Source organism: Sphingobacterium sp. UBA1897 (genome assembly GCF_002337775.1).
In the GTDB taxonomy this organism is placed as follows: Bacteria; Bacteroidota; Bacteroidia; order Sphingobacteriales; family Sphingobacteriaceae; genus Sphingobacterium; species Sphingobacterium siyangense.
The window spans coordinates 20,931-34,585 of the sequence record NZ_DDGR01000026.1 but is presented as its reverse complement, the minus strand read 5'-3'; the positions used below and the strand labels follow the sequence as shown (position 1 = coordinate 34,585).

10 protein-coding genes are annotated in these 13,655 nt (G+C 40.5%); 3 read left to right on the top strand and 7 right to left on the bottom strand.

Going from position 1 to position 13,655, the window contains the following annotated elements:
- Positions 1–29 precede the first annotated feature (29 nt).
- The gene (locus B4N43_RS16940; protein WP_286735725.1) at positions 30–1,271 is read right to left on the bottom strand and encodes an MFS transporter; all 1,242 of its coding nucleotides are present in this window, start codon (positions 1,269–1,271) and stop codon (positions 30–32) included.
- A 221-nt stretch (positions 1,272–1,492) separates the two neighbouring features.
- Positions 1,493–5,539: a glycoside hydrolase family 2 TIM barrel-domain containing protein gene (locus tag B4N43_RS16935; RefSeq protein ID WP_286735724.1), complete on the bottom strand. Its 4,047-nt coding sequence runs from the start codon at positions 5,537–5,539 to the stop codon at positions 1,493–1,495.
- 379 nt (positions 5,540–5,918) lie between these two features.
- On the opposite strand from B4N43_RS16935, the gene B4N43_RS16930 reads away from it, so the two are divergent.
- Positions 5,919–6,491: an RNA polymerase sigma factor gene (locus B4N43_RS16930; protein ID WP_075990961.1), complete on the top strand. Its 573-nt coding sequence runs from the start codon at positions 5,919–5,921 to the stop codon at positions 6,489–6,491.
- Positions 6,492–6,515: 24 nt separating this feature from the next.
- Complete coding sequence (locus B4N43_RS16925) at positions 6,516–7,622, top strand: S1 family peptidase (protein ID WP_232475672.1); 1,107 nt, start codon at positions 6,516–6,518, stop codon at positions 7,620–7,622.
- Between the two features lie 79 nt (positions 7,623–7,701).
- On the opposite strand, the gene B4N43_RS16920 is transcribed toward B4N43_RS16925, so the two are convergent.
- Positions 7,702–8,337, bottom strand: a complete 636-nt coding sequence (locus tag B4N43_RS16920) for a peroxiredoxin (RefSeq protein WP_145331041.1) — start codon at positions 8,335–8,337, stop codon at positions 7,702–7,704.
- Between the two features lie 348 nt (positions 8,338–8,685).
- Here B4N43_RS16920 and B4N43_RS16915 point away from each other — a divergent pair, with 348 nt between their 5' ends.
- Entirely contained in the window at positions 8,686–9,822 is a 1,137-nt protein-coding gene (locus B4N43_RS16915) for an acyl-CoA dehydrogenase (protein ID WP_145331039.1), read from the top strand.
- A 73-nt stretch (positions 9,823–9,895) separates the two neighbouring features.
- On the opposite strand, the gene B4N43_RS16910 is transcribed toward B4N43_RS16915, so the two are convergent.
- From B4N43_RS16910 to B4N43_RS16895, 4 genes are all read right to left on the bottom strand, one after another.
- Positions 9,896–10,270, bottom strand: coding sequence for a hypothetical protein (locus B4N43_RS16910; RefSeq protein WP_244294580.1), 375 nt, complete (start codon positions 10,268–10,270; stop codon positions 9,896–9,898).
- A gap of 39 nt (positions 10,271–10,309) precedes the next feature.
- A complete protein-coding gene (locus B4N43_RS16905; RefSeq protein WP_088160150.1) occupies positions 10,310–11,560 on the bottom strand; it encodes a glutamate-5-semialdehyde dehydrogenase in 1,251 nt (416 codons plus the stop codon).
- Positions 11,557–12,588 (bottom strand): glutamate 5-kinase, encoded by a 1,032-nt coding sequence (gene proB / locus B4N43_RS16900; protein ID WP_046672306.1) that lies wholly within the window; start codon positions 12,586–12,588, stop codon positions 11,557–11,559. The genes B4N43_RS16905 and proB overlap by 4 nt, the downstream gene beginning before the upstream one ends.
- Before the next feature lie 347 nt (positions 12,589–12,935).
- Positions 12,936–13,541 carry a porin family protein gene (locus B4N43_RS16895; protein WP_075990955.1) on the bottom strand — a complete coding sequence of 202 codons (606 nt, stop codon included), beginning with the start codon at positions 13,539–13,541 and terminating at the stop codon, positions 12,936–12,938.
- Positions 13,542–13,655: the final 114 nt, after the last annotated feature.

Genomic DNA, 13,655 nt, shown 5'->3' with positions numbered 1-13,655 from the left:
GAACTAATAACGATAAAGGCAATTTTGTTTTAAGAAACAGCGCGCCGTTTTTTGATCATACTACTTACCCGATAGATCATAAAAATACCGACAATGGAAAGTAGAATAACAATCATCCCCAATGTCGGGTAATGTTCCAAGGGGCTTTCTTTTGTTTCTTGGACAATGATTACACCTGCTAATGAAGCAGCAACACCACCTGCCAGCTGTTGCAACGAAGAACTGATACTCATAAATGCGCCCCGATCTTTCATCTCGGGAACAGCAGTGATCAAAGCCGAAGATGGCGTCATCCGACTTAAAATGCCTGCCATCATTAAAATGTTTAAGATAACAACGATATAAAATGGCGTAACACCTAGGTTCGTGTAGATAAATACGACAACCATAAGCCAAAGGGAAGCGAAAGCAAAAATCTTAAACTTATCGTAACGGTCACTCAATTTCCCTACAATAGGCATAATAATCAATGAAGCAATACCTGAAATCATAAACAACATCGGCAGCTGTTCGTGACTTACCTTTAGATTATTGACTGCAAAAGCACTTCCAAAAGGCATCATCATATAACCTCCAATTGAGAGCAAAGCTGTTGCCATAAAGCCGACGCGGTATTCTCGCTGTGAAAAAGTCAACCAAAGATGCTTTAACGCAGATTGATGTTTCTGAAGACCTATATGCGCCGTAATAGGAATGAGTTTGACCGCTATAATAACGACAATAATCAAAGCCATCACTGCAATCCACAAGAAGGCACTATGCCAACCCCAATTATTTGCAATATATAATCCTATGGGAATCCCCAGGACCTGACTTGCACCGAAGCCCATCTGCACAAAGCCCATCACACGTCCGCGCTGTTGGAGCGTAAAGATATCGGTGATAATAGCCATAGAAATCGAGCCGATAACGCCGCCAAAAAGCCCGGTGACGATTCGTGCAGCAACCAAAGTCCAGTAATCGTTGGCAAAACTGCAGCAGAAGGTTCCGATAATAAAGCCAGAATAGAAAAATAACAGCAGTTTCTTCCGATCAAAACGATCGGCAAAGCCCGCGGTCAGCAGCCCCGAAGCACCGGCACTAAAGGCATAGGCCGAAACCGCAATACCAAATTGAGCCGGTTTGAGATCTATGGCTTTCATCAGGATATCCCCCATCGGTGACATCACCATAAAATCAAGCACAACCGTAAATTGCGTCATGGCCAATAAAAACACCACAAGTTTTTGATACGCCGAAAACGGTGCACTATCAAGTTTATTTATTTCCATACTGTCTGGATTGTCTTGGTTTAAACTGGCCTAAAAATACAGAAGTGCGCGAACATTCTTTGTAATAAGTTTGCAAAATTATCGCGCAAGATTCTACCTTACCGGTTTAGTCAAGACGGTCAATCACCCTTTTCAACCACTATTTAAACATAGCATAGGGTCGCTAACAAAAAAGCCAGCACCTGTGACAGGTGCTGGCTCAATATGCGATATAAAGCAAATTATTCAGCTATAACAGCAAATTCAGCTCCCGACGCATAATCGTCACCACGTTGGGAATTAAGTCCAGTAAAGCGGATATAACGTCCTTTCACAGGCTTTTCGAATCGAACAGTTTTTAATTTTTTATTCCGTTCAAAAGATCCGGACATCACATCTTCCCAGTTCTTCCCATCTTTACTCACCTGAATCTTATAATCCTTGATATCACCATTCGGTCCATCCTGTCTTGGTAGAAAAGTGAAGCCTTTAATTGTTTTGCTACTTCCAGCATCAAAATCAACCCAATGTGGGTACTGTGCTACGGTAACCGAATACATCGTATGCCAAATCGAGGAAGGATCCCCATCCAGTAGGTTCTTAGCATCTCCTTCGCCAGTCTCTTGGCTTGAAGCAAACACCACTTCCATTGGAATAGTTTCGATTTTTGAGTATTGCTGTGTTACCTTTAATTTCTCATTATGCTGATACCAAGCAGTCACGGTACCACCAGTACGTAAATCAAAAGGCGCATTGTAGACACTTGCTTTCGCATTATTCAAACTGTATACAACAGGTTCATTCTTATTACCTGATAAAATAGAAACTTCACCGTTAGAACTTCTTGCCAAAGAAATTGGCGCATCACCGGCAGCCGCTACCTGAGCCTTTGCCATCATATCATTGTGCTGAATCGGACGGATAATAAAACCCATAGACGTTGGCACCGCTTTCACACGGTCTTTTTCCAACGGCGGACCTTGTCCACAGCTGTTACCGCCCAATCCTGTTACCGCAGCATCTAGATGTAGATGTACACCCGAACTTTTTGGCAATTGATAAGGGTGCGGCGCAAATGTCAGTTCGAGCTCACTATATTCCAAAGCGGAAGTTGCTAAATGATTTTTTGCAACAAAGATAGCTCCTTGACCATTATTGTTGGTTAATGCTGTCCAACGCACCTCTTCATTGTTGCTCATATTTTGCGGATTAGGCCATGGCACAAACTGGTCTTTTACAGTACTTTTGTGCAATTCAATAAATTGAGCAGTCTTCCGGTCAGCATAATTGTTGATCGGTCCACGTCCATAGTAACTATAATTGCCAAACTCGGTCGGTAATTGCAAAGAATAGCCCAATCGAGCTAAGACCACACTCGCATTATTGGATGTAATACTTGACGACAATTCAATAGAGCCATCCTTATAGATTGTCCAGATCTGATTGCTTGTAAATTTAAAATCATCCTTACCAAAAGGCTTATCCGTATGTTCTTTAAGGGTATACGTTCCAGAAGTTCCACCTAACAGTGATGCGCCATAAGGTGCTTGCGATTCAATCGTAAACGCCAATACAACTGTTCCATCCTTCTTGGTATAGCTATTTGAAGACAAAACCTTATGTTTCAGGTTATGCAATCCTTTTTCAAACCATTGTTGGTAAGCCCAGTTGTCATTGTCCACCGGAGCACGTAGTGCATCCAATTTAGGACCTTCACCATCGCGGATAACTTGTTTACCGGCATAGTTTAGATTATATATCGAGCCAGTTCTATTGTCAAACTTAACGATAAACTGATCTCCCTTGACCACCTGCAAATCACCTTCTTTGGAAAGCAACGGAGCCGCTCCTTGTGCAAGAGATGAAATCAACGGTTTATTTTCAGCCGCTTTGACAAACAGTTGTTCCTCCATTTGTACAAAACCTTTGGCTGCCCAAGGTCGATCCGTATTGAGAATAAACTGTACTTTTACAAAATACTCCGATCCCGCATCCAACTGCGCATAATTTATCGGCAATACAAGCTGCTTGCGTTGGCGCGCCTCGGGCAAATCTGTTGCACTGATTGTACCCGTGCTATTTTTCACCTCTACCCCATTTTTATATAGCGACCATTGAACCTGATAATCGGATAGATCTTTAAAATAATTTTTATTGAAAAGTTCAATTTTCCCTTGTTGAATATCAACAGCTTTTACACCCGCATTTTGGTACACTTTCTTTACCTCATAATACTGTGGCTTAGGTTTCATATCGGCAAAGATCAATCCGTTATTGACAAAGGTTCCATCATTGGGTTTGTCTCCAAAGTCGCCACCATAGGCAAGAAAGCGTTCGCCGGTCTTTTTATCATAATAATACATGGCCTGATCAATCCAGTCCCAGATGGCACCGCCCATAAAAAAGTTGGTCGATTCGATGGCTTCCCAATAATCTATTAGGTTACCAACGGCATTCCCCATAGAATGTGAATATTCCGAAATATGAAATGGATATTTCAATTTGTAGGTACCTTTTACAGCTCCTCTTACCCAGTCTATCGAAGGATATTGGTTGGACCCCATATCAACGATTGTATTGTTACGCTCGTATTGAACAGGTCGTGACGTATCAATTTTTTTAATCGCCTGATAGGCGGCCACGAAATTATCACCCGGACCGGCTTCGTTTCCTAGAGACCAAATAACCACTGCCGGATGATTGATGGTCGAATGCACCATCTCGATATTACGGGCCACATGGGCATTTTTCCATTCAGGAACATGAGAAAGAGACTCTTTGCCATAATAATATTCATGGCTCTCAATATTGGCTTCATCCTCGAGATAAATTCCATATTTATCGCATAAATAATACCAATAAGCAGGTTCTGGATAGTGCGAATTCCGTACATGGTTGATATTCGCCCGTTTCATCAATTTCACCTCAGCTTCCATCTGTTCTCTGGTCACTACTTTACCATGCTCAGGATTGGTCTCATGACGGTTGACACCTTTCAGTTTCACCGTCTTGCCATTGACATAATAATAACGTCCGGCCAAGCCAAATTCATCATCAGCAGCCTTGGTGTCTTTAATCTCAACCTTTCTAAATCCAACGTAGGTAGAAATAGTCTCTATCGTTTTGTTCTTTTTATCCTTCAATTCAGCGACCAAAGTATACCGATATGGTAATTCGGCAGACCATTTATCTGGATTTTTAACGTTCAACGTTGCTGCGATGCTATTGGAAACCTGACCATCCAGGGCTGGCACAGCTGATGAAGCTTCTGTCTGGTCAACAAGGGTATTCTCGTCACTGTATAGCTTATTTTTATAAAGTGAATAAACAACTTTATACCCTTCAGCTTTCTTATTTCCTAGATTGCGTACAGTACTCGTAATTTTCAACGAACCATTTTCATACTTGCTGTCCAAGTCTGGAATAGCCGCTAGATCGCGAATCTGAACTTTTGGCGTTGAAGTCAGGGAAACATCCCGAAATATCCCGGGCAATCTAAACATATCCTGATCTTCCAAAAAGGAAGCATCTGAACTGCGGTAAACTTCAACTGCCAACACATTTTCAGCACCCTTTTTTAAGTAAGGTGAGATATTGAAAGATGCGACGTTCCTTGAATTTTTTGAAAATCCGACATATTTGCCATTTATCCACAGGTAGAAAAAGGAGTCTACACCATCAAAATTGATAAATACCTCACGACCGTCCCAATCAGTAGGTACGGTAAAATTGCGTCGGTACGATCCCACTTCATTACGGTAGACATAAGTTGTCCAATCTTGGGCCGGTGTTCGCATGACTCCACCGCGCCAATCATCGACCTTTACTTGATGATGAAAGATCACACGTTGGTTCGTGTAAATAGGTACACCATATTTTAGGCTTCCATCCTTCTGTATACCATAAATATTCCAGCTCATCGGGACTGGAACAGATTCCCAGGCTCCAACATTATAACTAGGATCATAAAAGTCCTTTGGTCGCTCTTCCGGAGTCTTTACCCAGTTAAACTTCCAGGATCCATTGAGCGAAAGCCAATAGTTACTGTGCTCGGGAAGTACTTTTCTCGCACTTTCTACGTTCTGAAAGGAGAAGAACGAAGCATGTGGCAACTCCTTATTAAGTGATAATAATTGAGGCGATTCCCATTCATTCCCTTTTGGAGCCATTGCAGCTCCATACTGAAAACCGTCGATAGATGGCGTAATCGTTTGCCCTATCGCAACAGTAGTGTCCAGCGACAGCAATGAGGCTAGAATCGTTGAAAAAATAACAGAGTTTCTTAACATAATGTAATTAAGCAATTTAGTCCAGGAAACCAAATGTAACTTCATTTTGCAGTAATAACAAGCAGATTATTAAAGCACTCGATTGCGAAACTTTTTCGATACAAAAAAAGGCCATATAGAACGTTAAAATCGTTTCATAAGAGCTTCCTTCGAGAATTGTACATAAAGCAAAAACATAAAAAATAGAGATGGCGAAAAATCACGATGTCCTCCCAAAAGCAGCAGATTTCAATAAAAAACAAATGCTTTCGGTTTCAAGGAATAAGCCTTATTTTTGGGGATAGATTTCGCTTTAAACAAATAAAAGTTTACGTTTGAAAATATTTCGAAGAATTTTATTTTTCAAAGGGTTACAATTTAAGCATTAAGGTATTAATAGGTGAGTAAATTCAGTAAATCAGTCCTGCTAGAAAATGATGAGCAAATCATTGAAGGCATCAAAGACGGCAACAGCTTGGCGATAGATGCTATCTATAAGCGGTACTATCCGTCTATAAGCCATATGATCTTGCAAAACAATGGAAGTGAGGACGAAGCGAAAGATATTTTTCAAGAAGCTGTCATTGTGCTCTACGATAAAGTTTCCAAAGGGAACTTTGAGCTCAGCAGCAAACTAAAAACATATCTTTACTCGATTTGCAGAAGGCTTTGGCTTAAGCAACTCAATCGTGCTGGTTTTGGCAATAGTGACATTCGAGGTTATGAAGATTCCTTATTTGAGGAAGAAGATCTTCAACAGCATCAAGAACTTGAAAAAAAGTTCGATCAAATGGAGCTTGCCTTAGAGAAAATGGGAGAACCTTGTAAGACAATCTTACATGATTTCTACATCTTAAACCATTCGATGCAGGACATCTGTGAAAAATTTGGTTATACCAATACAGATAATGCCAAGACTCAGAAGTATAAATGCCTACAACGGCTGAAAAAAATATTTTTTTCAACAGATTAAAACTAGTGTAACACCATGGGAACAATGAATCAAAAAGAATTTTTCGAATTAGCAGATCACTATCTTCGCGGCGAATTATCGGCCGAAGAAAAAGCTGCATTTGAATCTTTTTGTGCTGATCAGCCCTCCTATGCTGCCCAATTACAACAACACCGAGAATTTGTTGCCAATATGAAAGAAACTAGTCAACGGCTGGATTTCAAAAATGCATTAGCGCAATCAGCAAAAGAATACCATAAAACCCAAAACAAACCCGCAAAGGTGGTTCCTATAAAACAATCAACGGTAATTTCACTTTGGGAACGTATCAAAGCAAGTTCTTTAGTGGCTGCAGTGGTAGCAGTATTTGCAGTATTTGGCACATTATGGCTGAGCGGTTATTACAGCAACCTCGAGAAAGCATCTTCCGATTACAGCGCGCTACGTAGAGACATGAACAATGTCAAAAAGAACGTCAACGCACACAACGCTGCAATCAGGGATATCAATGACAAAAAATCAGTAAAAGGTACCGAAAGCCAGTTTGGCGCAACAGGATTTATGCTGACAACAGATGGCTATGTTGTCACCAACTACCATGTCATTAGTGGGGCTGATTCGATCTATTTGCAAAATAGCAAAGGTGAATCGTATAAAGCACAAATCGTACATACCGATCCAAGCAAAGACTTGGCTATTTTATACATCGCGGATAAGACCTTTAAGAAAGCTAAAAGCTTACCTTACACATTCAAAACGTCGACTTCAGATCTTGGCGAAGATATTTATACGATCGGGTTTCCTCGTGATGAAGCAGTATATGGTCAGGGATACCTAAGTTCATCAACAGGTTATGCCGGCGATACCATTGCTTATCAGATCTCCGTGCCTGTCAATCCAGGTAACAGTGGCGGCCCCGTATTGGATAGCAGAGGTAATGTGATTGGTATTATTTCCGGAAAACAACGTGGCATAGATGGCGCTGCCTTTGCAATCAAAACGAAATCAATCTTGAATGCTTTAGCGGACATCCCAAGTGATTCACTGGTTACGGGTCTTAAGATCAACAAAAAGAATAGCTTGGCAGGTTTACCAAGAACAGAACAAATCAAGAAAATGCAAGACTATATCTACATGGTTAAAGTCTATTAGGACGCATTTATAACTTATAAAAAAAGGCAACGTTTTCTCATCGTTGCCTTTTTTTGTCCCTTAATACCAAGCCTAATCCTTACAGATTAGGTTGTGGCGTAGTTCTCAAATACGGTTTGATCTCTTTAAAACCTTTTGGAAATTTAGCAGGAATATCTTCTGTCTTTATCGCTGGAACAACAATAACATCTTCACCATGCTTCCAGTCAGCAGGTGTAGCCACTTGATAATCGGCTGTTAACTGTAAAGAATCAATGACCCGTAAGATTTCATCAAAATTACGACCTGTTGATGCTGGATAGGTCAACGTCAATTTGATCTTTTTGTCAGGGCCAATAATAAATACGGAACGTACGGTCACTGTTGCGGACGCATTTGGATGGATCATATCGTACAATTCGGATACATGATGATCTTCATCAGCGATAACCGGGAAATTCACTTCGGTATTTTGCGTTTCATTGATATCCTTAATCCAATTCAAGTGATCGTTTACATTATCGACGCTTAGCGCAATGGCCTTCACACCTCTTTTGTCAAATTCAGATTTCAATTTTGCAGTACGACCCAACTCTGTTGTACATACCGGCGTATAATCTGATGGGTGCGAAAAGAAAACGACCCAGCTATCTTTGATATAATCGTGAAAGTCTATTTCACCAATGGTTGTTTGCGCTTTAAAATTTGGCGCTTCATCTCCTAATCTTAAACTCATAATCTTATTTTTTAAATGTGTTTAAATCATATAGTCTACAAATATAGTAGATTAAATTTAGCAAACAAGTAATTCTTCAATTTTTTAAATTAAGATGAAAAAACTAACCCTAATCCAATTGAAAGTAAGGATTTTACCCAAAAACTTATTATGATTACCAAAAGTAGTATAAAAAGTAATTTATTAAATTACTATGCTTGCATAATATATATTTTGTATATTTGAGTATGGTGGTACACCGATCTCATAAAACGATTGTGAGTTGGGAGAAAACCTTTTGAGAGCAAATCTTATTAGATATATAAGTTATCGACTTGGTAACTGATGAACCAAAAAAACTGAAATGCCATGAATTTTGAATTAAGCGAAGAACATAAAATGATCCGCGACGCAGCGCGGGAATTCGCCCAGGAGCTAAAGGCTGGGGCAATCGAGCGCGATGAAGCCGCAAAATTTCCAACAGATTTTGTCAAGCAGATGGCCGAGCTAGGATTTATGGGTATCATGACCCCCGAAGCTTATGGTGGAGCTGGCATGGATACATTGGCCTATGTTCTTGTTCTCGAAGAAATTGCCAAAATTGATGCCTCTGCGGCCGTTATTGTATCCGCCCACAATTCACTGGTATTATATGGACTCAATGCTTTTGGTACAGAGGAACAAAAACAAAAGTACCTGATTCCTTTAGCAAAGGGCGAGAAACTTGGTGCTTTTGCGTTATCAGAACCCGAAGCCGGCTCGGACGCCTCCTCGCAGCACACAACCGCCGAAGATAAAGGAGATCACTATCTACTAAATGGCACAAAAAATTGGATCACCAACGGTGGCCATGCCGATATCTATCTTGTCATTGCACAGACACATCCTGAAAAAGGCCACAAAGGAATCAATGTATTAATTGTTGAAAAAGGACTGACGGGATTTACCATTGGTCCGAAGGAAAACAAATTGGGTATCCGCAGTTCTGATACCCATTCACTTCTATTTTCCGATGTCCGGGTTCCTAAGGAAAACCGCATCGGAGAAGATGGCTTCGGATTTAAGTTTGCCATGAAAACACTCGATGGTGGTCGTATCGGCATTGCAGCACAGGCCTTAGGAATTGCTGCCGGTGCTTATGATCTCGCTTTGGCTTACTCAAAAGAGCGAAAGACTTTTGGAAAGCCAATTTCGGACCATCAGGCCATACAGTTTAAATTGGCCGATATGGAAGTCGATATCGAGGCAGCTCGACTTTTGACGTATAAAGCCGCTTGGACGAAAGACCAGGGACTTCCTTACGGTAAAGAAGCTGCCATGGCCAAACTATATGCATCGGAAGTCGCCATGAAACACACTGTAGAAGCTGTACAGATCCACGGTGGCTATGGTTACGTAAAAGAATATCATGTCGAAAGGTTAATGCGCGACGCAAAAATCACACAAATCTACGAGGGGACCTCTGAAATCCAACGTCTGGTGATCGCCCGCGAGATTCTGCGCTAAGCTGTCAGTCATGTTATGCCCCCAAAAAGTGTCTAACTTTTTTGGGCATTGCATGACTGACAGTTTTTTAACTTTAAAGGCCCTTCAACTTGTTATCGATCATAGCAAGATATTGATAATCCTGAAAGGCAAAGCTCGCCGTTTCGGCCATCGCCAGATTCAAAATAAACTTTGCTTTGCGAAGTAAATTCTCCTGATTACCATCTGTAGCATTCAAACCATCAAACAACAAGGTTAAAGCCAATGGATGTAGTTGCTGTATTTGAAGATCTGTTTTGAGATATGCCGAAAGCTCACTTTCGGAAAGATTTAAAAAATAGGCCCTGCTCTTTTCGAAGAATTTTTCATAAGCATCTTCAAACACTGCTGGATCAGTCGGCTCCGTAAAGGCATCATGACCTTCTGTCCATATGCGAAGAAATTTACCAATTTCTTCGATCCAATTCATCAATACATCTTTTTTAAAACTTAATCCCATGATCTATGCTTATCTGATCTGTCCATTTCCACGGACAATCCATTTCTCTGTTACCAATTTTTCTAATGCAAATGGTCCGCGGGCATGTAACTTTTGGGTCGAGATACCGATTTCTGCTCCCAAACCAAACTCACCACCATCTGTAAAACGTGTTGATGCATTGGCATATACCGCAGCAGCATCCACTGTGTTCAAAAATTGTTCGATATGGAGTTCACTGGAAGAAACAATACACTCCGAATGTTTGGAAGAATATTTTGCGATATGCTCCAAAGCTTCGTCCAAACTCGAGACCGTCTTTATTGAACACTTCAAATCTAAAAATTCTCTTCCAAAATCATCTTCTTCTGCGCGCTTTAAATTTGAATAATTTTCACCTTGCAGTACCTCATAAGCTGTAGGATCCGCAAAAACTTCCACCTGAGCATCTTCAAAATAAGTTTTCAATTTCTGTAGAAACTCGGGAGCAATAGTGCGATCGACCAAAACAGTATCTAAAGAATTACACACCGATGGCCTGGAAATTTTAGCATTAGCAACAATTTTAGCTGCCATATCCAAATCTGCTGTACGGTCCACATACGTATGGCATACTCCCGCTCCTGTTTCAATGACAGGCACCTTAGCGTGCTCCCTGACATAATCAATCAATGACTGTGAGCCACGTGGTATGATAATATCCACATATTGGGTAGCTTCCAATAATTCCGAAACATGCTTCCTCTCAACAGGCAACAGTTGCACAATAGTTGTTGCGATACCATGCAGCTCCAAAATATTATGGATCACTTTCAACAGCGCTTCGTTGGTGTATAAAGCATCAGAACCACCACGCAATAGACAAACGTTACCCGATTGAATACATAGTGCAGCAACATCTATCGTCACATTGGGTCGCGATTCATAGATTACCCCAACGACACCGAGTGGAACCGTAATTTTCTCGATCTCCAATCCATTCGGCAATATCTTTTTTAGTAATAGCTGATCTGTTGGGTCTGCTAGCTGGGCTATCTGCTTAACACTGTCAGCCAAGCCTTTTAGACGATCGCTATTGAGCAAAAGACGATCCTTTTTGGGGTCATCATCAGACATACGATCCAAATCAATCTTATTCGCTTGTAATATATCCGCAGTATGCGCGACAAGACCATCTGCGATGGCATTTAAAATAGTTATTTTGGTATCAGGAGCCAGTTGTTGCAAAATTTGTTTTGCTTTGGCCGCCGCCTGAAGTTGTTTTACGATGGATTCACTCATAACAATACGATATCATTTGCATGTGCAATTTCTACATTTTTTTTACTGGTCTGGGACAAAGCGGATGAATCCATCTTCGCCCGGGCTACGGCAACAGTTAAGCCTTCTAGATTGACGATATTTAACACTTCTCCTTTTTCAAAATGTTCAACGATACGGGTTACCCCTACAGCTAGCAAACTTTTATGTTTCAATAATGCTTCTTCCGCTCCACGGTCAACCATCAATTCCCCTTTTATCAAACTTCCACTCGCAAGCCATTTCTTGCGGGAAGAGATCTTCTTACTTTGAGCCAGGCACAATGTACCAGTCTCGTGCTTAACCGCTTTTTGGATCGCCTCTTCGGTTTGCATACTAAAAATGACAACAGCGATCCCCATTTGATTAGCCAATCGGGCAAAGTTCAATTTCGAGGTCATTCCCCCCAATCCTACTGAGGATTTATCCTTCCTTGCCAAACCTAAGATATCCCGATCGATGGTTTCAATTTGCGGTATAATCTTGTTGTTTGCATCCAACACACCGGGGACGGAAGTACTAAACAGCAATTTTTCGGCACCAAAACCAACAGCAATCAAGGTTGCCAGCTCATCATTATCTGAAAACTTCAGTTCTTTATTACTCACCACATCATTTTCATTTGCGATTGGAATAACATTGTTCCGCCACAACTCCTCATACGTATTTTTCAATTGTAGAAATTGATCTCGATTGGAAAAATGATGTCGCTCACATAAACTCTGCGCCAATGAAATTTTAAACGGTCGGAAATAAGTTGAATACGTATTAATCAATATGGGGTTCCCAATTGCCGCGGCGGCCTTTCGTTCGGATAACGTTCCCGTATAACTGGGCAGAAAACGTTTACCGGCAGCAACAGCACCTGAAGAGACCAAGACAATATTGTATTTCTTTTGTAAGGAAGCAATCTGCCTAGCGATCTCCAAAACAATACGTTCATCAACTTCTCCCTCTTTCGTGGTAATAGAAGCCGATCCAAATTTGACAACGAGAATTGGCTTTTTCATTTTTTAGTATGTTTTAGTTTAGATTTGAGCACTAATTTACTGAGAAGAATTTGATTTACGCAAAATATGTTAACAATTGAACAATATAATTCAATTGAAAAACTCATGAAATAAGGTCGATTCCGATGGATCAGGAGGCATCCTGAGATGAAAGAAAGGAAAATAATTAGCGTAGATTTCAGAGGTCAATTCAGATCTCAGCGATCAGTACGAATGGCCTGAAGATGAAAACATAAAACTTGAGCTTACAAAAAAGCAGCAATTCCAATATAATACCAAAAAAGTTGCCACTTTCTGAGGCGATATAGGTGATGGAATGCTGCTTCTCGTTACAGATATATTTATTGCTATTTTTTTAGTATCTGATGGAGGTCAAATCGTAGGCCAACATTGAACGTACGGTTATAGAGTTTTACATTTTCATTGACGCTCATATCCTTCATCCCATAATTGGAGCCAATGAAGAAACCATAGCCCCCATTCCATTTGTAACCTAAGTTAAAACCCAAACCATAGTCTGAAGGATTGGTCGTTGCATCGTAAAATTTTCCATCATTATTATTCACAGACATCTGTATACCATAATAGGGACTAGCAGCAAGATAAATCCGACCTTCTCCAACCGTAATATTATAAGCTATGTTTAATGGAATATCGATCGCATTTCTTCGGTATGTTGTCCAGTTATTTTCAAGGGCATGCTTTGCCTCCATACCATTTTGGGTAAAGTTTACTTCAGGCTGAATAGAGAGTCCACCAACGAGCGGTATTTCAAGAAAAAGCCCTGCTGTAACACCCGAAATGCTTCGGAAGCTATAACTGTGCGTTCGTTTATTAGATACCAATGATCCGGCATTTGTGTACCCGGCGTTTATACCGTAGGAAATTTTACTTTGGCAGAACGCTGTGGAAAGCACAGAAAACAGTATTATACTGCAGATTAAATGTTTCATATGTGGTCAATTTATTTACAATTGCCACAAATATGCACGACGGAATCTTAATTTAAACGCTATTTAGCGTTGTTTAACAAATCTTAATATTGATTAACAATAATTAATACATAT

Excerpts from the sequence above, each read along its gene's own strand:
- B4N43_RS16905 (WP_088160150.1), bottom strand. The coding sequence starts at position 11,560 with ATGAGTGAATCCATCGTAAAACAACTTCAGGCGGCGGCCAAAGCAAAA.
- B4N43_RS16895 (WP_075990955.1), bottom strand. The coding sequence starts at position 13,541 with ATGAAACATTTAATCTGCAGTATAATACTGTTTTCTGTGCTTTCCACA.
- B4N43_RS16920 (WP_145331041.1), bottom strand. The coding sequence starts at position 8,337 with ATGAGTTTAAGATTAGGAGATGAAGCGCCAAATTTTAAAGCGCAAACA.
- B4N43_RS16910 (WP_244294580.1), bottom strand. The coding sequence starts at position 10,270 with ATGAATTGGATCGAAGAAATTGGTAAATTTCTTCGCATATGGACAGAA.
- B4N43_RS16915 (WP_145331039.1), top strand. The coding sequence starts at position 8,686 with ATGAATTTTGAATTAAGCGAAGAACATAAAATGATCCGCGACGCAGCG.
- B4N43_RS16940 (WP_286735725.1), bottom strand. The coding sequence starts at position 1,271 with ATGGAAATAAATAAACTTGATAGTGCACCGTTTTCGGCGTATCAAAAA.
- B4N43_RS16935 (WP_286735724.1), bottom strand. The coding sequence starts at position 5,539 with ATGTTAAGAAACTCTGTTATTTTTTCAACGATTCTAGCCTCATTGCTG.
- B4N43_RS16925 (WP_232475672.1), top strand. The coding sequence starts at position 6,516 with ATGAATCAAAAAGAATTTTTCGAATTAGCAGATCACTATCTTCGCGGC.
- proB (WP_046672306.1), bottom strand. The coding sequence starts at position 12,588 with ATGAAAAAGCCAATTCTCGTTGTCAAATTTGGATCGGCTTCTATTACC.